This window comes from Rhizobium aethiopicum (genome assembly GCF_014197535.1).
Lineage (GTDB): Bacteria > Pseudomonadota > Alphaproteobacteria > Rhizobiales > Rhizobiaceae > Rhizobium > Rhizobium aethiopicum_A.
The window spans coordinates 216,058-239,951 of the sequence record NZ_JACIFV010000003.1 but is presented as its reverse complement, the minus strand read 5'-3'; the positions used below and the strand labels follow the sequence as shown (position 1 = coordinate 239,951).

Below are 23,894 nucleotides of genomic sequence, written 5' to 3'. Positions count from 1 at the left end.
GTAAAAATGAAAAAGTTTATCCTGGGCACTGCGATGGCGCTCGTCATGTCGACGGCCGCCCACGCGGAAACGGTTGGCGTGTCGATGGCGAAGTTCGACGACAACTTCCTGACCGTTCTGCGCAACGGCATGACCGATTATGCCAAAACGCTGAGCGGCGTCACGCTGCAGGTCGAAGACGCGCAGAACGACGTTTCCAAGCAGCAGAGCCAGATCCAGAATTTCATCGCCTCCAAGGTCGATGCAATCATCGTCAACCCTGTCGATACCGACGCGACCACGGCAATGTCCAAGCTTGCCGCCGATGCCGGCATTCCGCTGGTTTACGTCAACCGCCAGCCGGTCAACGTCGACACGCTTCCGGAAAAGCAGGCCTTCGTCGCTTCCAACGAGCAGGAATCCGGCACGCTGGAAACCAAGGAAATCTGCCGCATTCTCGGTGGCAAGGGCAAGGCCGTCGTCATCATGGGCGAGCTTTCCAACCAGGCTGCCCGCATGCGCACCCAGGACGTCCACGACGTCGTCAAGACCGACGAGTGCAAGGGCCTTGAAATTGTCGAAGAGCAGACGGCCAACTGGGACCGCACCCAGGGCGCCGACCTGATGACCAACTGGCTCTCCAGCGGCATCGAGTTCGACGCGGTGATCTCCAACAACGACGAAATGGCGATCGGCGCCATCCAGGCACTGAAGGCAGCCGGCAAGGATATGAAGAAGGTCGTCATCGGCGGCGTCGACGCCACCCAGGACGCGCTTGCCGCCATGCAGGCAGGCGACCTCGACGTCACCGTCTTCCAGGACGCTGCCGGCCAGGGCAAGGGCGCACTCGACACGGCGCTCAAGATCGCCAAGGGCGAAAAGACCGAGAAGAAGGTGTACATTCCCTTCCAGCTCGTCACGCCTGAAAACGTCAAGGACTTCGTCACCAAGAACTGAGACGAGTGCCAACAGGATGCGGGCTCTGCCCGCATCCTTTCCGCCTGTCCGTATTTGGAGGAGATGATATGGCCGTCAGCCCGACAACCATGGCCGCCGTGCGTGCGAGCGGCGCAGTTCCGAATGCGGAATATCTGCTGAGCGCCGAGGGCGTTCGCAAGGAGTTTCCCGGTGTCGTCGCCCTCGATGACGTGCAGTTCCGGCTGAAGCGCGCCTCCGTGCATGCGCTGATGGGCGAAAATGGCGCCGGCAAATCGACATTGATGAAGATTCTCGCCGGCATCTATACGCCCGATAAAGGCGATATTCGCCTCAAAGGGGTCGAGATCCAGCTGAAATCTCCGCTCGATGCGCTGGAGAACGGTATCGCCATGATCCATCAGGAGCTGAACCTGATGCCGTTCATGACGGTCGCTGAAAATATCTGGATCCGCCGCGAACCGAAGAACCGCTTCGGTTTCATTGACCATGGCATGATGCATAGCATGACCGAGGAGCTGTTTGCCCGGCTCAATATTGATATCGATCCCGATATCGAAGTCCGTCACCTCTCGGTCGCCAACCGGCAGATGGTCGAGATCGCCAAGGCGGTTTCCTATAATTCCGATGTCCTCATCATGGACGAGCCCACTTCGGCCCTGACGGAGCGCGAGGTCGAGCATCTTTTCCGCATCATCCGCGATCTCAGGTCTGAGGGCATCGGCATCGTCTACATCACCCACAAGATGAACGAGCTCTTCGAGATCGCCGACGAGTTTTCCGTCTTCCGCGATGGCCGATATATCGGCACGCATGCCTCGACCGACGTCACCCGCGACGACATCATCCGCATGATGGTCGGGCGCGAGATCACTCAGATGTTTCCGAAGGAAGAGGTGCCCATCGGCGAGGTCGTGCTCTCCGTCAAAGACCTCTGTCTCAAGGGCGTCTTCCGCAATGTTTCCTTCGAGGTCAGAGCCGGCGAGATTCTCGGTGTGGCGGGCCTCGTCGGCTCCGGACGGTCGAATGTCGCCGAAACGCTGTTCGGCGTGACGCCGGCAAGCTCCGGCACGATCGAACTGTTCGGCAAGCCGGTGACGATTTCCTCGCCGACCGAGGCCATCCGTCACCAGATGGCATTCCTGACGGAGGATCGCAAAGACACCGGCTGCCTATTGATCCTGGATATCCTGGAAAACATGCAGATCGCCGTCCTGCAGGACAAATTTGTCAAGGGTGGTTTCGTGCAGCAGGGAGCGCTCGAGGCGACCTGCGAAGACATGGCGAAAAGGCTGCGCGTGAAAACCCCCAATCTTTACGAGCGGGTGGAAAACCTTTCGGGTGGCAATCAGCAGAAAGTGCTGATCGGGCGCTGGCTGCTCACCCATCCGAAGATCCTGATCCTCGATGAACCGACACGCGGCATCGATGTCGGCGCCAAGGCGGAAATCCATCGGCTGGTCACGGAAATGGCGCGAAACGGCGTGGCAGTCATCATGATCTCATCCGAAATGCCCGAGGTTCTCGGCATGAGCGACCGCATCATGGTCATGCATGAGGGCCTGGTGACCGGTTTCCTCAATCGCGATGAAGCAACGCAGATCAAGGTGATGGAGCTGGCTGCGCGGTAATGCGCAGCTTGCGATCGCCTAAGGGAGGTTTGATATGAGTACCAAGGCAGCAGAGGGTACGGCCCCGCTCGCAACCCGGCAGAGACGGCGGCGTATGCCGCCGGAACTCAGCATCTTCCTGGTGCTTGTCGGCATCGCGCTCATCTATGAAGCGCTCGGCTGGATGTTCATCGGCCAAAGCTTCCTGATGAATTCGCAGCGCCTGACAATCATGATCCTGCAGGTCTCCGTCATCGGCATTATCGCCGTTGGCGTTACGCAGGTCATCATAACAGGCGGCATCGATCTATCATCGGGCTCCGTCGTCGGCATGACGGCGATGATCGCAACCAGTTTCGCTCAGTCCTCCACCTGGGGGCGGGCCGTCTTCCCTTCGCTGACCGATCTTCCGGCGCTCGTGCCCATCGTGATCGGTCTGCTGATCGGAGCGGCGGCGGGTCTCGCGAACGGCGCGCTCATCGCCTATACGAAGATCCCGCCGTTCATTGCAACGCTTGGCATGTTCGTTTCCGCCAGAGGTGTTGCCAAGTGGTATACGAAGGGACAGCCGGTTTCCGGCATCACCGAGCAGTTTCATTTCATTGGAACGAAGGCGTGGCCGGTTGTCGTCTTCCTCGTCGTTGCACTGATCTTCCATATCGCGCTGCGCTACACCCGCTATGGAAAGTTCACCTACGCCATCGGCGCGAACCCCCAGGCCGCCCGCGTTTCCGGTATCCACATCGAAGCGCACCTCGTCAAAGTCTATGTGATCGCTGGATTGCTTGCTGGTCTCGCCGGTATCGTCACGGCGGCGCGTGCGGAAACCGCGCAGGCAAGCATGGGCGTCGGATATGAGTTGGACGCGATCGCCGCGACCGTCATCGGCGGCACCTCGCTCACTGGCGGCGTCGGGCGCATCACCGGCACAGTCATCGGCACCATCATTCTCGGCGTCATGACCTCGGGCTTCACCTTCCTCAGGATCGACGCCTATTACCAGGAGATCGTCAAAGGCTTCATCATCGTCGCGGCCGTCGTCATCGACGTCTACAGGCAGAAGAAAAGGCGCAAGCACTGATCTCAGGCAGTGCGAACCGATCATTTGCGGGGGCTTCGGCCCCCGTTTCCATTTCGGCGAAGCTCTTGGAGACGACGACAGATTTTTTAAAAAAAGGATGGCGAATCCCGCCAGCTTTTCTATTCTGCCAGGTCATACGCCCGCCTCGGGCAGCGCAGGAAGACAGATGCAATTCGTATTTGACGGCCACAACGACGTTCTCCTTCGACTCTGGACACATTCAAAAGACGGCAGCGACCCGATCGCGGAATTCGCAGACGGCACGACGACCGGCCATATCGATGCGCGCCGGGCGAAAGAGGGCGGTCTTTCCGGCGGTCTCTGCGCCATCTACATTCCTTCGGGCGATCTTGTCTTCGCCGATCCGGATGCCGATGGCCGCTACATCACACCGATGGCGGCCCCTCTCGATCCGCTGCCGTCCCTCACCATCGCCACCGAAATGGCGGCGATCGCGCTGCGGCTCGATCAGGCAGGCGCCTGGCGGCTCTGCCGGACGGTGAAGGACATCCGCGGCGCCATAGAGGACGGCATCTTTGCCGCCGTCATGCATATTGAAGGCTGCGAAGCGATCGGCCCCGATCTTTCGGCTCTCGAAGTATTCTATGCAGCGGGACTGCGATCGCTTGGCCCGGTCTGGAGCCGGCACAACGTCTTCGGTCACGGCGTTCCCTTCGCCTTCCCGATGTCACCGGATACGGCGCCCGGCCTCACCGACGCTGGTTTCGAGCTGGTGAGGGAGTGCAATCGCCTCGGTATCCTCATCGATCTTGCCCATATCACCGAAAAAGGCTTCTGGGATGTAGCGAAGACGACGGACCAGCCGCTGGTCGCCAGCCATTCCAATGCGCATGCGCTGACGCCGGTCGCGCGCAACCTGACGGACAGGCAGCTCGACGCGATCCGAGAAAGCCGCGGGCTCGTCGGCATCAATTATGCCACCGCCATGTTGCGCGCCGACGGCCGTTCGGACAGCGATACGCCGCTTGCCGACATGATCCGCCACATCGACTATCTGGTGAACCGCATCGGCATCGACTGCGTGGCGCTCGGATCAGACTTCGACGGTGCAACCATTCCTGAGGAAATCGGCGATGCGGCCGGCAATCAGAAGCTGATTGCCGCTCTCCGGGAGGTTGGATATGGTGAGGCCGACCTGACGAAACTTGCCCGTGAAAATTGGCTTCGTATTCTGGCGCAAGCATGGCGGGAGGATCGCGCCTAAAGTGTCGCGCGCCCCTGGACGCTCTGAAAACGGACAATAGTTTTAATGGAATATGACACGCAAAACGCTTCGTAATCAATCAAGAACAGGGGAACAGACCATGATGATCGCCAAGCTCAGCCGCAATTTCCGCCGGCTTTCTGCAGGAGCCGCCCTTTCGCTCCTGATGATGACAGCACCCGCCGCCTATGCCGAGACGCCTAAGGACACGCTGGTCGAAGGCTTTGCCATCGACGACATCATCACCATGGATCCAGGCGAGGCTTTCGAGCTTTCGACCGCGGAGATTACCAGCAACAGCTACAGCCTGCTCGTTCGTCTCGATCTCGCCGACACGTCCAAGGTGAAGGGTGATCTTGCCGAGAGCTGGAGCGTTTCGGATGACGGTCTCACCTATACTTTCAAGCTGAAACCCGGCCTGAAATTCGCCTCCGGCAATCCGATCACCGCAGAAGACGTCGCCTGGTCGTTCGAACGCGCCGTCAAGCTCGACAAAAGCCCGGCCTTCATCCTCACTCAGTTCGGCCTGACCGGCGACAATGTCACCGAAAAGGCCAAGGCGGCCGACGCCAATACCTTCGTCTTCACCGTGGACAAGGCCTATGCGCCGAGCTTCGTGCTCAACTGCCTGACGGCGACCGTCGCTTCCGTCGTCGACAAGAAGCTGGTGATGGAACATGTGAAGGCGGTGACGCCGGATGCCGAGCACAAATACGACAATGATTTCGGCAACGAATGGTTGAAAACCGGCTATGCCGGCTCCGGCGCTTTCAAGCTGCGCGAATGGCGGGCCAACGAAGTCGTCGTGCTGGAGCGCAACGATAATTATTACGGCGACAAGGCCAAGCTCAGCCGCGTGATCTACCGCTATATGAAGGAAAGTTCGGCGCAGCGGCTGGCGCTCGAAGCCGGCGATATCGACATCGCCCGCAATCTCGAGCCGGGTGATATCGACGCCGTTTCCAAGAATGCCGATCTGGCGACGACCAGCGCGCCAAAGGGCACGATCTACTATGTCAGCCTGAACAACAAGAACGAGAACCTGAAGAAGCCCGAAGTTCAGGAGGCTTTCAAATATCTGGTCGACTACGATGCGATCGGCGCAACCTTGATCAAGGGGATCGGCGAGATCCACCAGACTTTCCTGCCGAAGGGCCAGCTCGGCGCGCTCGACGAAAACCCGTACAAGCTCGATGTCGCAAAGGCCAAGGAACTACTTGCCAAGGCCGGAGTTCCTGACGGCTTTTCGGTGACGATGGACGTGCGCAACACACAGCCGGTCACCGGTATTGCCGAATCCATGCAGCAGACGCTGGCGCAGGCCGGCGTCAAGCTGGAAATCATTCCGGGTGACGGCAAGCAGACGCTGACCAAATATCGCGCTCGCACCCACGACATCTATATTGGTAACTGGGGCTCGGATTACTTCGATCCGAACTCCAATGCCGATACCTTCACAAGTAATCCTGACAATTCGGATGCGGGCACGGTGAAGACACTCGCCTGGCGCAACACCTGGGAAGCGCCGGAACTCGACAAGCAAACCAAGGCTGCGCTTCTCGAACGTGACAACGCCAAGCGCGCGGCGATGTACGAGGATATCCAGAAGAAGTTCCTCGCCAACAGCCCCTTTGTCATCATCTTCCAGCAAACCGAGGTCGCCGGTTATCGGAAGAATCTGAAGGAGTTCAAACTGGGTCCGAGCTTCGATACCAACTTCGTCGGCCCGATCGCCAAGGAATAATCCGGCAGGATTAGGGGCGTGAGCACCATCGAAACCAGGCAGGAGGCGCGGCCCCGCAAGGGCCGTGCCAGCGCCTTCGCCAAGGCTTTGGGGCGGTTCCTGTTCGCCGCCGTCACCACCTATCTTGGCCTGCTGGCCGTCACCTTCTTCATCGGCCGTGTCGTGCCGATCGATCCCGTGCTCGCCATCCTCGGCGACCGCGCCCCGACCCATGTCGTCGAGCGGGTGCGCCAGGAGATGGGTTTCAACCTGCCGCTCTATCAGCAGTTCTACATCTATATCAAAGGCGTCCTGTCCGGTGATTTCGGCAATTCGGTGCTGACGACCAATCCTGTCATGGTCGATATCCGCCGGGTCATGCCGGCGACGATCGAGCTCGCGACGTTGGGAACGCTGATCGGCGCCTGCGTCGGCGTGCCGCTCGGGGTTATCGCTGCCGTGCGTCGCGGCAGCATCGCCGACCAGGTCGTGCGCGTCATCGGCCTCGTCGGCTACTCCGTGCCGATTTTCTGGCTGGCGCTGATTTCGCTCGTCATCTTCTATGCGCAGCTGCGCTGGGTGGCCTTCCCCGGCCGCATCGACATCGTCTTCGAATATACCTTCACGCCGATCACCGGCTTCTATCTTCTGGATAGCGCCTGGCAGGGGCAATGGGATGTCTTCTATGACGTCTTCCGCCACATCATTCTGCCCGCTTCGCTGCTCGGCTATTTCTCGCTCGCCTATATCAGTCGCATGACCCGCAGCTTCATGCTGAACGAGCTTTCGCAGGAATATATCGTCGCTGCGCGCGCCAAGGGGCTTTCGGAAACACGGGTGATCTGGGGCCATGCGCTGCGCAATGCCGCCGTGCCGCTCGTCACCGTCATCGCGCTTTCCTATGCCGGGCTGCTCGAAGGATCGGTGCTGACCGAGACCGTCTTTTCCTGGCCGGGCATCGGGCTCTACATCACTAATTCGCTGCAGAACGCCGATATGAACGCCGTGCTCGGCGGCACGATCGTCATCGGGACGATCTTCATCGGCATCAACCTTCTGTCCGATCTTCTCTACCGGACACTCGATCCGAGGACGCGAAATCGATGACGGCTCCTGCCAGCCCCTCTCCTGCGATGAGCCGCCGCGAATGGCTGCTTTCCGACCGGCCGCAATCGCGCAGGCAGGCCCGTCTCGGTCGCGCTTACGTCACCTGGCGGCAGTTCACGGCCAACAGGCTCGCCGTCGTCGGCCTGCTGATCATCATCGCCCTGCTCCTCGTCGCCGCTTTCGCGGATCTCCTCGCCACACACAACCCCGTCGTCGGCGATCTCCGCAATGCCCGCCTGCTGCCGCCGGGAACGGCCGGCTACCTGCTCGGCACGGACGATCAGGGCCGCGACATCTATTCACGGCTGATCTACGGGTCGCGATTGACTCTGTTCGTCGTCGCGCTCGTCGCCATCATCTCCGCGCCGATCGGGCTGATCGTCGGCACCGTCTCGGGTTATGCCGGAGGCTGGGTGGATGCGACGCTGATGCGCATCACCGATATCTTTCTTGCCTTTCCGAAGCTGGTATTGGCGCTCGCCTTCGTCGCCGCTCTCGGCCCCGGCATCCAGAACGCGGTCATCGCCATCGCCATCACCTCCTGGCCGCCCTATGCGCGTATCGCTCGCGCCGAGACGCTGACGGTCCGGCGTTCCGACTATATCTCGGCGGTAAAGCTGATGGGCGCCTCACCGTTTCGCATCATCGTGCGCCATGTCATGCCGCTCTGCATTTCCTCGCTGATCGTGCGCGTGACGCTCGATATGGCCGGCATCATCCTGACGGCGGCCGGCCTCGGCTTTCTGGGTCTCGGCGCACAGCCGCCGCTGCCGGAATGGGGCGCGATGATCGCCTCCGGCCGGCGCTTCATCCTCGATCAGTGGTGGGTCGCGGCCATGCCCGGCATCGCCATCCTGATCGTCAGCCTCGGCTTCAACCTCCTGGGCGACGGCCTGCGCGACGCGCTCGATCCGAAGGAGAGCGGCCAATGACGGCGCTTCTGACGGTCGACAGGCTCAAGGTCAGTTATCCCACCCGCACCGGTCTGATCGAGGCAGTGCGCAGCGTCTCCTTCACGCTCGGCAGGGAAAGGCTCGGCATCGTCGGCGAATCCGGCTCCGGCAAGTCGCAGACCGGCCGGGCGATCATGGGGCTGACGCCGAAACACGGGATCGTCACGGCCGACAGGCTCGATTTCAGCGGCATCGATCTCCTCAAGGCGTCCGCCGGCGAAAGGCGCAGGTTGCGCGGCAAGCGCATCGCCATGATCCTGCAGGATCCGAAATATTCGCTCGACCCCGTCATGACGATCGGACGGCAGATCTGCGAAACGCTGCGCACCCATGAGAAGATCGGCAAGGCGGAGGCGCGCGAACGGGCGCTCGCCATGCTGGAAGCGGTTCAGATCCGCGACCCCCAACGCGTCTTCGACCTGCACCCGCACGAGGTTTCGGGCGGCATGGGACAGCGCGCCATGATCGCGATGATGCTGATTGCCGGGCCTGAACTGCTGATTGCCGACGAGCCCACTTCGGCGCTCGACGTGACGGTGCAGCTCGATGTGCTGCGGATCATGGACAGGCTGGTCTCCGAGCGTGGCATGGGGCTGATCTTCGTCTCCCATGATCTGAGACTGGTCTCTTCCTTCTGCGACCGGGTCATCGTCATGTATGCCGGCAAGATCGTCGAAGAGCTCGCGGCCGCCGATCTCAAACATGCGCAGCATCCCTATACCAGGGGACTATTGAACTGCATGCCGGAGATCGGCGCGAATCGCCATCCGCTGCCGGTGCTCGACCGCAAGCCGGAGTGGGCGGCATGAGCGCAGCCCTCCATGTCGACAATCTCAGTGTCGTCTACGATGATTTTCATGCGCTGAAGGATGTCGGCATCAGCGTCGAGCGCGGTGAATCCTTCGGTCTCGTCGGTGAATCCGGGTCGGGAAAATCGACCTTGCTGCGCGCCGTTGCCGGACTTGCGCCGATCAGCGGCGGCGCGATCCGCATCGACGGCGAAGAGCTGAAAGGTTCAAAGCGCAGCAAGGCCTTCTATCGGCGCGTGCAGATGGTCTTCCAGGATCCCTACGGCTCGCTGCATCCGCGCCAGACGATCGACCGGCTGCTGCTCGAACCGCTTGCGATCCACGCCGTTACCGACAGCGACAAGCGCATTGCCCGCGCGCTCGACGAAGTCGGCCTCGGCAATGGTTTCCGTTTCCGCTATCCGCATCAGCTTTCCGGCGGTCAGCGACAGCGTGTGGCGATCGCCAGGGCGCTGATCGTGCAACCGTCGATCCTGCTGCTCGACGAGCCGACATCGGCGCTCGACGCCTCGGTGCAGGCGGAGGTGCTGAACCTGCTCGAACAGATCCGCCGCGACCGCAAGCTCACCTTCGTCATGGTCAGCCATGACCTCGGCGTCATCACCCATATGTGCGAAAGGCTCGCGGTGATGCGCAACGGCGCCGTCGTCGAACGATTGAGCTCGGAAGAGCTGGCGCGGGGCGCGATCCAGGAGGATTACACGAAAAATTTGATGATCGCGAGCAAGGGTTTCGTCAAAGCCTGAAAGGCAATCATTTCAAGCCATTGAAAAGAAAAGGCTGGTGGCGGCGTTAAGGATAATGCTCCCTTAAAAGACGACCATTCGACTAGACTATTGACAGCCGCCCCGCTTCTGTCATGATCCTGTTAACGATTGTTAGCTTTCGTGATCGATGGAGGTCGAGGCATGTTCTTTCTCGGTGGGATGACCATGGGCTATCTCGATCCTCCCGTGAGAGCCGATCGCAAGGAACAGATCACGGTCTCCATACCGGCGGAACAGGACCGGCGCCTGATCGGGACCGAGACCTCCGATCTGCAGCAGAACGAGAACGCCATCGAGCGCTCCTTGATCTGGGCATGGCGCACGCTCTGCTAAAGAGCGGTTGAATTTTCTCTTCCGCTCACTCTGGACGGAAATTTATCTCTACCTACCTGATAGAGAATAAGAAATATAACAGCGAGCCGCACAACCGGCCGCACGAGAACAACGGAGGCGACACATGGCAGAGCTGGGTATTTCGCATACTCACGTGAACCACTATGGTTCGGTAGCCACCAAGAAGCCGCACGCGACGCGCCACAGGCTTCAGACGGTGCTCCATGGGACGATCTTCACCGCGGCATTCCTGTTCGTGGTGGCAATGGTCTGCGGCGTCCTCGGATAGTCGGCAGATGATAGGCCTCGGCACGTGCCGGGGCTGCTTGCGCCCATCCATGCGGCGCGTTTCCGCGCTTGGGCAAGCCCGATCAAAGCGCGGCCAGACGATGATCTGGCGAACCTTCCTCTTATCGAAAAGCTCCTGCCGGGCCGCCAGTGGCGACATGCTCGGCGCTCTGCCTTGCGCCGCAAGCGCGCCGGCTCGTTCGGCCCACGACTTTTGACTTGAATTATCGCGAGAGTGTCCAACTTTTCGCCATGGTTTTGCGGAGAGGGTATTGATCGACCTTCGCGCTGGACCAAGGCTACGCCCGGTTACATCGCTTGGCCCAGACGTCATTCACCCCGGCCTCATCGATCTTCAAAGAATCGGGCCCCGTTCATGTAGCAGTCATGATAAGCAGTGCAAAAGGCTGAGCAAAACAGCCATAACTTTGTTTGGATCCAGAACCGAACCCATGTCTATTGCCAATCTTTCTCCGAGCCTTCCACGCGACTCCGATACGAAGCAGATCGATCACAATGATTCGATCCGCTCGACCTATCTTTCCATCGAGGACATCAAGGCGATGGGCGAAGCCGTCGCCGTCAACGGCGTCGACAAGCTGCCGGCTTTCGCCGCCTTTGATTTCTTCGCGCGCCACAAGGAAAACGAGAAGGAAATCCTGCGCGTCTACCGCACCACGGCAACCGACGTCGAGGCCGGAGAGACGATCACGCCGGCGGCGGAATGGCTGCTGGATAATCACTACATCGTCGAAGAGGCGATCCAGGAGGTTCGTCGCGACTTTCCCCGCCGCTTCTACCGCGAATTGCCGACCATGCGCGTCGGCGGCGTCGACATTCCGCGCACGCTGGTGCTTGCCTGGCTCTACGTTGCCCATACCCACAGCACGATCTCGCAGGAAAGCCTGACGGCGCTGGTCGACGGCTTCCAGACCAGCGAGACGCTGAGGATCGGTGAACTCTGGGCTCTGCCCTCGCTGGTGCGCTATGTGCTGGTGGAAAACCTTCGCCGCATTTCGAGCCGTGTCGAAACCAGCCGCCGCCTGCGCCGCCGCGCCAATGAGGCGGCCGACGAATTGGTACGCCTGACCGATCCGGCCAAAGCTGCCGCCTATCTGAAGACGCTGGAACCGCTTGCCGAAGACAATACCTTCTCGACGCAGTTCCTCTATCGCCTGCGTGACGGCTCACAGACGTCGAGCCTGGCAATCACCTGGCTCGATGAACGCCTGGAAGAGCTCGGTCGCAATACCGAAGAGGCGACGACCGCCGAACACAGCCGTCTGTCTTCCGGCAACGTGACGATGGGCAACATCATCCGCAGCCTGCGCGAGATCGACGATACCGAATGGTCGGTCTGGGTCGAGCAGGTCAGCCATGTCGACAAGCTGCTCTGGGAACATTCGGATTACGGCATCCTCGATTCCGGCTCGCGCAACAAATACCGCAAGCAGATCGAGAAACTGGCCAAGCGCTCGCCGCTGACCGAAATGCAAATCGCCCAGCTGGCGCTCGACATGACCGACGCCGCCAAGGCGTCCGACGAGCCGCAGCAGCATGAGCCGAATGTCGGCGGCTTCCTGTCCGGCGCGCAACGGCCGAAGCTCGAGGCGCGGGCGAATTATCGCCCGACGATCACCCAGCACTTCGTGCGCGCCGTGCGCCGGTTCAACTGGCTGTCGATCGCGCTGCCCGTCATGCTGCTGACGATCATCGCCATGGCGATCGTCGGCAGGTTCATGGCAAGTGCCGGAATGGGCGCCATCGAAATCGCAATCTTGCTGATCATGTTCTCATTGCCGGCCTCGGAGGGCGCAACGGGTCTCTTTAATACCCTGCTGTCCTTCTTCGTGACGCCTGCCCGCCTCGTCGGCTACGAGTTCAAGGAAGGCATTCCGGAGGATGCGCGCACGCTGCTCGTCGTGCCCTGCCTGATCTCGAACCGCGACAGCGTCGACGATCAGGTGCGCAATCTCGAAGTTCATTATCTCGCCAATCCGCGTGGAGAGATCTATTTCGCGATGCTCAGCGATTGGCCCGACAGCGATGCCGAGGAAACGCCTGCCGATCTCGAGGTTCTCGATTATGCAAGACGCGAGATCGCCAATCTTTCCGCCCGCTATGCCTATGACGGCAAAACCCGTTTCTACCTGCTGCATCGCCGCCGCCTCTATAACCCCTCGGAAGGCGTATGGATGGGCTGGGAGCGCAAGCGCGGCAAGCTGCACGAGCTGAACATGCTGCTGCGCGGCGACCGCGACACGACCTATCTGCCCGGCGCCAACACCGTTCCGGCCAATGTGCAATATGTGATGACGCTCGATGCCGACACACGCCTGATGCGCGATGCCGTCACCAAGCTCGTCGGCAAGCTCTACCATCCGATCAATCGCCCGGTCATTAATCCGAAGACCGGACGCGTCGAAAGCGGCTACGGCGTGCTGCAGCCGCGTGTCACGCCGTCGCTGACAACGGGCAAGGATGCCTCGGTCTTCCAACGCGTCTTCTCGATCAATCGCGGTCTCGACCCCTATGTCTTCACCGTATCCGACGTCTATCAGGATCTGGCCGGCGAAGGCACGTTCACCGGCAAGGGTCTCTATCATGTCGATGCTTTCGAAGCCTCGCTGAAGGGCCGCATCGAGGAGAACTCGGTGCTCAGCCACGACCTTCTCGAAGGCTCGATGGCGCGCTGTGCGCTCGTCACCGATCTCGAATTGGTCGAGGATTTCCCGATCCGCTACGAGGTGGAGACCTCGCGCCAGCATCGCTGGGCGCGCGGCGACTGGCAGCTCCTGCCCTATATGTTCAATCCGAAATACGGCGTGACCGCGCTTGGCCGCTGGAAGATGTTCGACAATCTGCGCCGTTCGCTGACGCCGATCGCCTGGTTCTTCGCCTCCGTTCTCGGCTGGTATTTCATGGGTCCGCTCGGCGCGATCGTCTGGCAGATTCTCTTGATCTTCTGCCTGTTCGTGGCGCCGACGCTATCGCTCATCAACGGCATCATCCCGCGCACCAGCGATATCGTCGCCCGCGCCCATCTCTATACGGTCTGGTCGGATATCACCGCCGCCAATGCGCAGGTCGCATTGCGAATCGTCTTCATCGCCGATTCGGTGGCTATGATGGCGGATGCGATCGGCCGTTCGCTCTACCGGCTGCTCGTCAGCCGCAAGCTGATGCTGCAGTGGCGGACCGCCGCCAGCGTCCAGGCCGGCGGGCAAGGCACCCTCGCCTCTTATTACAAGCAGATGTGGCATGCGCCGGTACTGGCGCTGCTGGCGCTCGGTTTCGCAGCCCTTCCCGGCGGCAACGCCTTCCTCGTCGGCATCCCCTTCGCGCTCTTATGGATCCTCTCGCCTGTCGTCGCCTGGTATGTCAGCCAGTCGGCCGAGACCGAGGACCGGCTCGAGGTCGCCGATTCCGTGTCGAGCGAGCTGCGCAAGATCGCCCGGCGCACCTGGCGTTATTTCGAGACCTTCACCACCCCCGAGCAGAATTATCTGCCGCCGGACAATATCCAGGAAACGCCGCACGTCATCGTGGCGGCGCGCACCTCGCCGACCAATATCGGCGTCTACCTGCTCTCCGTCGTTTCCGGCCGGCATTTCGGCTGGTTCTCCTTTGAGGAGACGCTCGAACGGCTGGAGCAGACGATCGCGACGATCGACAAAATGGAGAAATTCCGCGGCCATCTGTTCAACTGGTATCACACCGATACGCTGCAGACGCTCGGGCCGCGTTACGTCTCGGCCGTCGACAGCGGCAATCTCGCCGGCCATCTGATCGCGATTTCTTCGGCCTGCCGCAACTGGGCCGAGGCCCCGTCGGCCCACATGCAGGGCAATCTCGACGGTGTCGGCGACACGGCCGGCATCCTCGGCGAAGTGCTGGCGGACCTGCCCGACGACCGCAAGACCGTGCGCCCGCTGCGCCGGCGCCTGGAAGAGCGCATCGTCGGCTTCCAGAATGCGCTTGCCGCCGTCAAGCGCGAACACGAATTCGCCTCGATCCGCATCATCAACCTTGCCGTTCTCGCACGCGACATCGAGAAGCTCGCCGCCAATCTCGACCACGAGGTCAAGTCGAAGCAGAGCGAGGAAGTCACCCAATGGGCGGCATCCCTGGTGAAGGTCTGCGAGGCGCATATATCAGACAGCACCTTCGATCTTTCCAAGGTCGACGCGCTCCGGCCGCGCCTGGTGGCATTGCGCGACAAGGCCCGCGATCTCGCCTTTTCGATGGATTTCGGCTTCCTGTTCCGGCCGGAACGGCGCCTGCTGTCGATCGGCTACCGCGTCGAAAGCGGCGAGCTCGACCAGGCCTGCTATGACCTTCTTGCCTCGGAATGCCGCCTGACCAGTCTCTTCGGCATCGCCAAGGGAGATCTGCCGACGGAACACTGGTATCGTCTCGGCCGCCAGGTCGTGCCGGTGGGATCACGCGGCGCGCTGGTCTCCTGGTCCGGCTCGATGTTCGAATATCTGATGCCGCCGCTCGTCATGCAGGAGCGTGGCGGGGGTATTCTGAACCAGACAAACAATCTGGTCGTCGTCGAGCAGATGAATTATGCCCGCAAGCTCGGTATCCCGTGGGGCATTTCGGAAGCGGCCTTCAATGCCCGCGACCATAATCTCAATTACCAGTACACGAATTTCGGCGTGCCGACGCTCGGTCTCAAGCGCGGCCTCGGCCACAATGCCGTCATCGCCCCCTATGCTTCGCTGCTGGCCAGCCAGTACGACCCGCCGGGCGCACTCGAAAACCTGCAGAGACTGCGCAAGGTCGGCGCGCTCGGCAAGTTCGGCTTCCACGACGCGGTCGATTTCACCCCGACGCGCGTGCCGGAAGGCAAGAAATGTGCGGTGGTCTACAATTATTATGCCCACCATCACGGCATGTCGATCGCGGCCGTCGCCAACGTCGCCTTCAACGGCCATCTGCGCGAACTCTTCCACTCCGATCCGGTGATCGAGGCGGCGGAGCTTCTGCTGCAGGAAAAGGCGCCGCGCGACATTCCCGTCATGAGCGGCAAGCATGAATCCGATACGCCGGCCAGCATCCAGGAGGATCTCATGCGGCCGGAAATCAGGAAGATCAGCGATCCCCTTTCGCGCGACCGCGAGCTCGTGTTCCTGTCGAACGGCCATTATTCCATGATGCTGACGGCGACGGGCGCCGGTTATTCCCGCTGGAACGGTCTTTCCGTTTCCCGCTGGAAGGCCGATCCGACCGAAGACCGCTGGGGCACCTTCATCTTCCTGCGTGATACCGCCACCAACGAATGGTGGTCGGCGACAGCGGAGCCGAAGGGTGTCGAGGGCGAAAAGATCAAAGTCGAATTCGCCGACGAGAAGGCGCAGTTCATCAAGACGGTCGGCGATCTGACGAGCGAGGTGGAGTGCATCATCGCCACAGAGCACGATGCCGAAGCCCGCCGTGTCACCCTGCTCAACATGGGCACGGAAGATCGTTTCATCGAAGTCACGTCCTATCTCGAACCGGTGATTACCTCTGACGATACCGACAATGCGCATCCGGCATTCGCCCGCATGTTCGTCAAGACCGAGATCGGCAAGCGTGGCGACGTCATCCGTGCCGAACGCAACAAGCGTGACCCGAACGAGCCGAACATCAGCATCGCGCATCTGATCGTCGACAATGCCGGCGACACCCGGCACACCGAATTCGAAACCGATCGGCGCAAGTTCATCGGCCGCGGCCGCAGCCTTGCCGATGCGGCGGCCTTCGATCCGGGCGCGACACTTTCCGGCAGCGACGGCTTCACGCTCGATCCCGTAATGTCGCTGCGCCGCACGGTGCGGGTGCCGGCCGGCAAGAAGGTCAGCGTGTTCTTCTGGACGATCGCCGCGCCAAGCCGCGACGAGGTCGACAAGGCGGTCAATCGCTACCGTCACCCCGACGCCTTCAACCATGAGCTCGTCCAGGCCTGGACGCGCACGCAAGTGCAGATGCGCCATGTCGGCGTCACCTCGCAGCAGGCGGCCGCCTTCCAGCATCTCGGGCGCTACCTCGTCTATCCCGACATGCAGCTGCGCAAGGATGAGGCGACGGTCGAGGCCGGCCTGCAATCGCAATCGGCGCTCTGGCCGCTGGCGATCTCCGGCGATTTCCCGCTCTTCACGCTGCGCGTCAACGACGACATGGATCTCGATATCGCCCGCGAGGCATTGCTGGCGCAGGAATATCTGCGCTCGCGCGGCGTCACCGCCGATCTCGTCATCATGAACGAACGCGCCTCTTCCTATGCGCAGGACATGCAACACGCACTCGACGCCATGTGCGAGAACGTACGCCGCATGGGTCAGGCCGACGGCTTGCGCCAGCATATTTTCGCGGTTCGCAAGGACCTGATGGAGGAGGAAACTTACAAGGCACTGATCGCGGCTTCCCGCGTCACCCTGCATGCGAAGAACGGCAAGGTGGTCGACCAGATCAACCGCGCCGTGGCACTGTTCGCCCCCTCCAAGGAGGAGCTGCAGGAGATGGAACGGGCCGAGCGCAACAAGGTCCCGGTCAAGCGTGTCGCGCCGGTGCCGCCGCCCGTCGTGCCCGCTGTCCTCATCGAGGAAGAAGGCGATCTCGACTTCTGGAACGGTATCGGCGGCTTTGCCCGCGACGGCCGCGAATATGTCGTTCGCTTGCCCGGAGGTCATGCGACGCCGCAGCCTTGGATCAACGTCATCTCCAACGACAGGTTTGGCTTCCACGTGTCGGCCGAAGGCGCAGGTTTCACCTGGAGCGTCAATTCGCGCGATTATCAGCTGACGTCCTGGTCGAACGATGCGGTGGTCAACCGGTCGGGCGAGGCCTTCTATCTCGCCGATCTCGAAAGCGGCGCCGTCATGACGCCGTTCGCAGCGCTTTCGCGCCGGCCGGATATCCGCTTCGAAGCCCGCCACGGGCTCGGCTATTCGGTCTTCTCCACCGTTCAGCACGAAATTGCGCTCGAGCTGACACAAACGATCGACCGCGAGAAGCCGGTGAAACTGCAGCGCCTGCGCCTGCGCAACACCGGTTCGACCGGCCGCAAGCTGCGTCTCTATGGCTACGTCGAATGGGTTCTCGGCAGCAATCCCGGACGCACCGCACCCTTCATCCTGTCGAGCCATGACGGGGAGACGGGGGCGCTCTTTGCCACCAATCCCTACAGCATCGATTTTTCCAACCGAACCGCCTTCTTCGCGGCGAGCGAGACGCTTTCAAGCTTCTCGGCTAGCCGGCGCGAATTTATCGGCAAGGCTGGCACGATCCAGATGCCTCAGGCCGTCACCTCCGCAGCCCCGCTTTCGGGCGTCACCGATCTCGATGGCGATCCGGCCGCGGCTCTGGCGATCGACATCGAACTCGGGGCCGGCGAAGAGCGCGACGTCACCTTCTTCCTCGGCGATACCCTGACGGAAGAAGAAGCGCGCGCCTTGATCGCCGAGATCCGCAAGTCTTCGTTCGACGATGCGGTCGAGGCAAACCGCGCCTTCTGGCGGGATTTCACCGGCAGGCTGCAGATCTCGACGCCGGATCGCGGGATGAACAATCTCGTCAACACCTGGCTGCCTTATCAGAGCCTCGGCTGCCGCATCATGGCCCGCACCGCCTTCTACCAGGCAAGCGGCGCCTTCGGTTTCCGCGACCAGTTGCAGGATACGCTGGCCTTCCTGATGCACGAACCCTCGATCGCCCGGCGGCAGATTCTGAATGCCGCCTCACGGCAGTTCCGCGAAGGCGACGTTCAGCATTGGTGGCTGCCGGGAACGGGTGCGGGCGTTCGCACCTTGATTTCGGATGACGTCGTCTGGCTGAGCTACGCGATCCAGCATTATTGCAGCGTCACCGGCGACAAGAGCGTACTCGACGAGGAGCTTGCCTTCCTGGAAGGCCCCGCTCTTCTCGAAGGTCAGCACGACTCGTTCTACAAGCCGGAGATTTCGGAGGACAAGGCGAGTGTCTATGAACATGCGGCCCTGGCGCTCGATCTCGCCGTCGCCCGCAAGGGCGCGAACGGTCTGCCGCTATTCCTCGGCGGTGACTGGAACGACGGCATGAACCGCGTCGGCATCGGCGGGCGCGGCACCAGCGTCTGGCTCGGCTGGTTCCTGGCGGGTGCATTGCGCGCCTTCATTCCCTATGCAGAAGAGCGCGGCGATACGGCCCGGGTGGAGCGCTGGTCGGCCCATCTCGCCGAATTGAAGAAGGCGCTCGAAATTGCGGCGTGGGACGGCAGCTACTATCGCCGCGGCACATTCGATGACGGTGCGTTGCTCGGCTCCAAGGAAAGCCCGGAATGCCGGATCGACTCCATCGCGCAATCCTGGAGCGTTCTGTCCGGCGAGGGCGACCCAGCCCGTGCCGGAAAGGCGATGGATGCCGTACTCGACCAACTGGTCGATGAGGAGGCGCGCATCATTCGGCTGTTCACGCCGCCTTTCGTCAATTCCGCCAGAGATCCCGGTTACATCAAGGCCTATCCCCCGGGCGTGCGTGAAAACGGCGGCCAATATACCCATGCCGCGACCTGGGTGGTGATGGCGCTCGCAGAGCTGAAGCGTGGCGACGACGCGCTGCGCTGCTTCCAGATCCTCAATCCGATCACGCATGCGCTCGACAAGGCTTCGGCCGAACAATACCGGGTCGAACCCTATGTCGTGGCAGCCGACGTCTATGGGCATGAGCCTTATACGTCGCGCGGCGGCTGGACCTGGTATACCGGATCGGCCGGCTGGCTCTACCGGGCCGCCGTCGAGGGCATTCTCGGTATCCGGTTGAAGGATGGCCGGCTCCATGTGCGTCCGTCGCTCCCGTCGGAATGGGACGGTTTTGCGGCGGAGGTGGAGCGGGGCGGCGTCAAATACCGCATTTCGGTCTCAAAAGCGTCCAATGCCAGCGGCTACACTCTGTCGATCAACGGCAGCGAAGTCACCGATCCCGAAGAGGGATATCCGCTCGGATAACAGCGTTCTCCACGCTGAAGAACACGGCGATTCGCGGCGGCCAAAAGGAACCCTTTTGGCCGCCGTCGCGTTTGCAAAATCGGATAACAGGAGAAACCCATATGGCAAGCACGCTGACCGAAGCCATCGGCACCGAGCGCAGTTCCTCATCCGCTGCTGCGACGGGGCGCGACACAAGGCTTGACGTGCTGCGTGGCCTGGCCCTGATCATGATTTTCATCAATCATGTTCCCGGACAGATCTTCGAATATGTGACGACGAAGAATTTCGGCTTTTCCGATGCCGCCGAGGCCTTCGTCCTGATCTCCGGCATCGCCGTCGGCCTCGCCTATGGTTCCCGCTTCAAGCCGGGCGGCCGCATCAAGACGGCGATCAAGGCGGCGCGGCGCGCCTTCACGCTTTACCTTGCGCATATGATCACCACCTTCATGACGCTGGCGCTTTTCATCTGTGGTGCTTGGCTGTTTCACCGGCCGGGGCTGCTGGTTGAGATCAACATCCTGGCGGTTCTGATGAACCTGAAGGAAGGCATTCCGGCGCTGCTGCTGCTCGGTCACCAGATCGGCTACAACAATATCCTGCCGATGTATGGCGCATTGTTGCTGATGGTGCCGATCATCCTGCTCCTCAACGAGCGAAGCCCGCTTCTGGCGCTCGCCGTTTCCGGCACGGTCTGGCTGCTGGCCGGCATTTACGAGGTGGCCCCGCACAATTTGCTGATAGAGGGCTACTGGTTCCTCAATCCGCTCTCCTGGCAGTTCCTGTTTTCGATTGGAATTGTTTCGATCCTGCATATCAAGCGCGGCGGCACGATCCCGCGGCATCCGCTGCTGCTTGCGGCTGCCGCCTTCTATGTCCTGCTGTCCTTCGTCTGGGTAACCGGCCATCTGTGGATTTTCGGCAATTCGCTGGCGGCGCTCGGCCTGCCCACCGTCATCACCGGTTTCGACAAGACCTTCCTGTCGCTGCCGCGGCTGCTGCATGTGCTGGCGCTGACCTATCTCATCATCAGTATCCCGGCGTTCTCGCGCATCCTGCGGCGCCCCGCCGAACACCCGCTGACGATCCTCGGCCGGCATTCGCTGAACATTTTCGTTGCCGGCACGATCCTCGCCATGATCGGCCAGGTCGTGCTCTATATCACCAACAAGGATCCGCTGGTCGGTCCGCTCTTCGTGATCGTGGGCATCGCGACGCAATTCGCCTATGCCTACTACCTCGAGCACAAGCGCCAGCTGGGCAAGATCAAGCACAAGCTCGTGACGGAGATTGCCGCCGTCCCTGTGCCTGTGCGAGTCGGCGGAGCGGCGAATACCTATCGCCGGACCAATCGGAAATAGGAATCCCTGGTCTGATCTGATTGAAGAGCGACGGGCTGAGAGCGTTGTGCGTCCTTTCGGACGCACAACGGACGCTCTAACACTATGAGCCCGCACATCGGCCCGCTGTAATGCCGCCGGCTCAACTTTTATGAACGAGAATATTCACCAGCCGGTCGAAAGGATCGCGCACGTAGAAGCGCCTGACGCCCCAGGGCTCGTCGGCCGGACCGTATTCGATCGGAACGCCGGCGGCCGTCATCGCCTCGAAAGCAGCATCGAGATCATCCACCTCGATGGAGAGATCGGGCACCGGAGTCCCGGAGCCGCCTTGGCTGGCGACACTGAGCTGAACCTTCATGGAAGTATTCGCGCCGAACGTGACGATCCAGCCGAGATCCATCATCAGATCAAGCCCCAGAATATCCTCATAGAAGCGTTTGGCCGGAGTAATGTCCGGCGCCTCGATGTTGGCGACAATACGCAGGACCTTCATGGGTTTTTCTCCTGTGCTTGGGGACAGCAGGAGGTTAGGGAAGAACGGTAGGGGGATCAATCTGTCTTGATCTCAGCGGAGAGGCTGTGCCGTGCGGCACCCCCCTCTGCCCTGCCGGGCATCTCCCCCACAACAAGGGTGGAGATCAGCAAGAGGCGATTGCTCGTTCCCTTTCTAGGATTCTACTGATTGGCAAGCACTGTTGTTTGGCGAAACCGTTGCGACCAGCCGATCTCCCGACCTGTGGGGGAGATGCCCGGCAGGGCAGAGGGGGGTGCCACACGGCATGTGGCCGACGCATGGTCGCCCGCAGCGGCTCTGGGAGGAAGCAAAGTCTTCAAGCGTGGCGTATGAACCGAGTTCAATGCAACGCCCTTAATCGTCACCAAACAAAAAGGCCGGAAGGATCGCTCCTTCCGGCTTTATCCTGTAACCTGAAGCGCTCAGGCGGCTTCGGTGGTGTGGGCCTTGCGGACTTCTTCGTCCGTCAGGATGCCGCTGGCGCGCAGCAGCGCGGCGAAACGGCCGTTGCTGTGGCTGAGCTCATCGAAGCTGCCCTGTTCGGCGACACGGCCGTCGTCAAGGAAGAGCACCATGTCCGCTTCGCGGACCGTCGAGAGACGGTGGGCGATGATGAAGGTGGTGCGGTTCTGCCGCAGATTGTCGATCGCGGCCTTGACGCGGGCTTCGGTTTCGACGTCGAGCGCCGAGGTCGCTTCATCGAGCACCAGGATCGGCGCATCCTTGAGGATGGCGCGGGCAATCGCGATGCGCTGACGTTCACCGCCGGAGAGCTTGTTGCCGCGTTCGCCGACATGGGTATCGTAACGATCCTCACGGGTCTCGATGAAGTCGGCGGCGGCGGCGGCTTCGGCCGCACGGCGCATGTCTTCCTCGCTCGCACCTTCGCGGCCGAGGCGGATATTGTCGCTGATCGAGCGATTCAGCAGGCCCGCATCCTGGAAGACGGTCGCGATATGGCGACGCAGCGACTTCCGGGTCACCTTGGTGATATCGGTGCCGTCGACGAGAATCTGGCCGCCCTGCGGGTCGTAGACGCGCTGCAGCAGGTTGACCAGCGTCGTCTTGCCGGCGCCGGTCGGGCCGACGATGGCGACCGTCTGGCCTGCCTTCACCGAGAAGGAGACATTGTGCAGGCCCTGCGAGCTGTTGCCGAAGCCGAAGGAGACGTCGCGGAATTCGACCGCACCCTTGACGTTCTTGATCTCGCTATTGCCGGCCGGCTCTTCACGGTCGCGCACCGAGTCTTCGAGCGTGTAGAAGTCCTCTAGCTTGGAGCGGGCCTCGAAGATCTGCGTCGCGAATTGGCGCATCAGGTCGAGACGGGCGATCAGCAGGTTGGCAAAGCCGATGAAGGCAATGACGTCACCGATGCGCAGCTCGCCGGACTGGACGAGCATCGTGCCGATGATCAGAACCACCATCATCGCGATGGTCGAGGCCATGCGGTTCAGCGCGCTGGCGAGCGCCCACCAGTCGAGCACCGGATACTGCGCTTCCAGCAGCCGGTTGGCGAAGGATTTCAACGCCTTGGTTTCCGCTTCGATGCGGTTGTAGCTATGCAGAACGGAGACGTTGCTGATCGAATCGCTGACATGCGAGAAGACGGTATGGTAGTGGTTTTCGACCGAAGCCTGGCCATCCTTGGTGCGGCTCATGACCACGCGGCCGATCAGCCAATAGGCGATGCCAAGCACGATCAGCACCGCGGAGAGGCGCAAGTCCATCGACATTGCCGTCGGCACCAGCAGGGACAGCGCAATGACCGTCGACAGGTGATTGCGCATGAACTCAAGCCAGAGGCCGAACAGCGTCTCGCAGGCACGCAGCAGCGTATGCAGCGCGTTGGAGGTGCCGCGCTGATGGTGCCAGGCAAGCGGCATGGAAATGATCCGGCCGAAGGCTTCCGTCAGCAACGTCGCCCGCCGGCCATGGGCAAGCCGGTCGGCCTCGCGGGAGACCAGAACGAAGGCGACGGTATTGAACACGGCGAAACCAGCCCACATGAAGAGGATGGGCTTGACTTCACCCTTGCCCGATATCGCATCGATGATGCGACCGAACAGGATCGGTTCCGCAATGGTGATGGTCGCCAGAACAATGTTGGCGATAACGACCAGGGATACGCGGAGCTTGTAAGCGCCAAGATAGCGCAGAGCTCTTGCATAGACCTTGAATAGCGACACGTCTAACCTCTTGTGCATCTGCGAAAACGGGAATGATGGGATGCTATAAAAGGCTACCTGAACCGGCGATTAACGGAGTATTCGGAATT

Annotated in this window: 15 protein-coding genes; 13 read left to right on the top strand and 2 right to left on the bottom strand. The window is 61.3% G+C overall.

From position 1 onward, the window contains the following. The first annotated feature begins 6 nt into the window (after positions 1-6). From GGD53_RS06555 to GGD53_RS06495, 13 genes are all read left to right on the top strand, one after another. Positions 7-936, top strand: a complete 930-nt coding sequence (locus tag GGD53_RS06555; protein ID WP_184454674.1) for a sugar ABC transporter substrate-binding protein — start codon at positions 7-9, stop codon at positions 934-936. A gap of 68 nt (positions 937-1,004) precedes the next feature. Then, positions 1,005-2,546 carry a sugar ABC transporter ATP-binding protein gene (locus GGD53_RS06550; RefSeq protein ID WP_184454672.1) on the top strand — a complete coding sequence of 514 codons (1,542 nt, stop codon included), beginning with the start codon at positions 1,005-1,007 and terminating at the stop codon, positions 2,544-2,546. A gap of 34 nt (positions 2,547-2,580) precedes the next feature. Further along, complete coding sequence (locus GGD53_RS06545; RefSeq protein ID WP_184454670.1) at positions 2,581-3,606, top strand: ABC transporter permease; 1,026 nt, start codon at positions 2,581-2,583, stop codon at positions 3,604-3,606. 166 nt (positions 3,607-3,772) lie between these two features. Next, entirely contained in the window at positions 3,773-4,831 is a 1,059-nt protein-coding gene (locus GGD53_RS06540) for a dipeptidase (protein WP_184454668.1), read from the top strand. A 100-nt stretch (positions 4,832-4,931) separates the two neighbouring features. Continuing rightward, positions 4,932-6,575, top strand: coding sequence for an ABC transporter substrate-binding protein (locus tag GGD53_RS06535; RefSeq protein ID WP_184454666.1), 1,644 nt, complete (start codon positions 4,932-4,934; stop codon positions 6,573-6,575). Positions 6,576-6,593: 18 nt separating this feature from the next. Continuing rightward, a complete protein-coding gene (locus GGD53_RS06530; RefSeq protein WP_184454664.1) occupies positions 6,594-7,661 on the top strand; it encodes an ABC transporter permease subunit in 1,068 nt (355 codons plus the stop codon). Beyond that, positions 7,658-8,593 carry an ABC transporter permease gene (locus GGD53_RS06525; protein ID WP_184454662.1) on the top strand — a complete coding sequence of 312 codons (936 nt, stop codon included), beginning with the start codon at positions 7,658-7,660 and terminating at the stop codon, positions 8,591-8,593. The genes GGD53_RS06530 and GGD53_RS06525 overlap by 4 nt, the downstream gene beginning before the upstream one ends. Further along, positions 8,590-9,423, top strand: a complete 834-nt coding sequence (locus GGD53_RS06520; RefSeq protein WP_184454660.1) for an ABC transporter ATP-binding protein — start codon at positions 8,590-8,592, stop codon at positions 9,421-9,423. The genes GGD53_RS06525 and GGD53_RS06520 overlap by 4 nt, the downstream gene beginning before the upstream one ends. Beyond that, positions 9,420-10,169 (top strand): ABC transporter ATP-binding protein, encoded by a 750-nt coding sequence (locus GGD53_RS06515; protein WP_184454658.1) that lies wholly within the window; start codon positions 9,420-9,422, stop codon positions 10,167-10,169. The genes GGD53_RS06520 and GGD53_RS06515 overlap by 4 nt, the downstream gene beginning before the upstream one ends. A gap of 162 nt (positions 10,170-10,331) precedes the next feature. Further along, complete coding sequence (locus GGD53_RS06510; RefSeq protein ID WP_184454656.1) at positions 10,332-10,523, top strand: hypothetical protein; 192 nt, start codon at positions 10,332-10,334, stop codon at positions 10,521-10,523. A gap of 124 nt (positions 10,524-10,647) precedes the next feature. Next, a complete protein-coding gene (locus tag GGD53_RS06505) occupies positions 10,648-10,812 on the top strand; it encodes a hypothetical protein (protein WP_020922541.1) in 165 nt (54 codons plus the stop codon). A gap of 451 nt (positions 10,813-11,263) precedes the next feature. Further along, positions 11,264-19,783, top strand: coding sequence for a GH36-type glycosyl hydrolase domain-containing protein (locus tag GGD53_RS06500; RefSeq protein ID WP_184454654.1), 8,520 nt, complete (start codon positions 11,264-11,266; stop codon positions 19,781-19,783). A 101-nt stretch (positions 19,784-19,884) separates the two neighbouring features. After that, positions 19,885-21,123, top strand: a complete 1,239-nt coding sequence (locus tag GGD53_RS06495; protein ID WP_184454652.1) for an OpgC family protein — start codon at positions 19,885-19,887, stop codon at positions 21,121-21,123. 121 nt (positions 21,124-21,244) lie between these two features. Here GGD53_RS06495 and GGD53_RS06490 read toward each other — a convergent pair whose 3' ends face one another. Both GGD53_RS06490 and GGD53_RS06485 read right to left on the bottom strand, forming a co-directional pair. Then, entirely contained in the window at positions 21,245-21,598 is a 354-nt protein-coding gene (locus tag GGD53_RS06490; RefSeq protein WP_184454650.1) for a VOC family protein, read from the bottom strand. A gap of 443 nt (positions 21,599-22,041) precedes the next feature. After that, positions 22,042-23,805, bottom strand: coding sequence for a glucan ABC transporter ATP-binding protein/ permease (locus GGD53_RS06485; protein ID WP_184454648.1), 1,764 nt, complete (start codon positions 23,803-23,805; stop codon positions 22,042-22,044). Between the last annotated feature and the right edge of the window lie 89 nt (positions 23,806-23,894).

Bases quoted from the DNA above. Each gene is read 5' to 3' on its own strand.
- GGD53_RS06550 (WP_184454672.1), top strand. From the start codon at position 1,005: ATGGCCGTCAGCCCGACAACCATGGCCGCCGTGCGTGCGAGCGGCGCA.
- GGD53_RS06525 (WP_184454662.1), top strand. From the start codon at position 7,658: ATGACGGCTCCTGCCAGCCCCTCTCCTGCGATGAGCCGCCGCGAATGG.
- GGD53_RS06510 (WP_184454656.1), top strand. From the start codon at position 10,332: ATGTTCTTTCTCGGTGGGATGACCATGGGCTATCTCGATCCTCCCGTG.
- GGD53_RS06495 (WP_184454652.1), top strand. From the start codon at position 19,885: ATGGCAAGCACGCTGACCGAAGCCATCGGCACCGAGCGCAGTTCCTCA.
- GGD53_RS06490 (WP_184454650.1), bottom strand. From the start codon at position 21,598: ATGAAGGTCCTGCGTATTGTCGCCAACATCGAGGCGCCGGACATTACT.
- GGD53_RS06555 (WP_184454674.1), top strand. From the start codon at position 7: ATGAAAAAGTTTATCCTGGGCACTGCGATGGCGCTCGTCATGTCGACG.
- GGD53_RS06520 (WP_184454660.1), top strand. From the start codon at position 8,590: ATGACGGCGCTTCTGACGGTCGACAGGCTCAAGGTCAGTTATCCCACC.
- GGD53_RS06500 (WP_184454654.1), top strand. From the start codon at position 11,264: ATGTCTATTGCCAATCTTTCTCCGAGCCTTCCACGCGACTCCGATACG.
- GGD53_RS06535 (WP_184454666.1), top strand. From the start codon at position 4,932: ATGATGATCGCCAAGCTCAGCCGCAATTTCCGCCGGCTTTCTGCAGGA.
- GGD53_RS06505 (WP_020922541.1), top strand. From the start codon at position 10,648: ATGGCAGAGCTGGGTATTTCGCATACTCACGTGAACCACTATGGTTCG.
- GGD53_RS06540 (WP_184454668.1), top strand. From the start codon at position 3,773: ATGCAATTCGTATTTGACGGCCACAACGACGTTCTCCTTCGACTCTGG.
- GGD53_RS06515 (WP_184454658.1), top strand. From the start codon at position 9,420: ATGAGCGCAGCCCTCCATGTCGACAATCTCAGTGTCGTCTACGATGAT.
- GGD53_RS06545 (WP_184454670.1), top strand. From the start codon at position 2,581: ATGAGTACCAAGGCAGCAGAGGGTACGGCCCCGCTCGCAACCCGGCAG.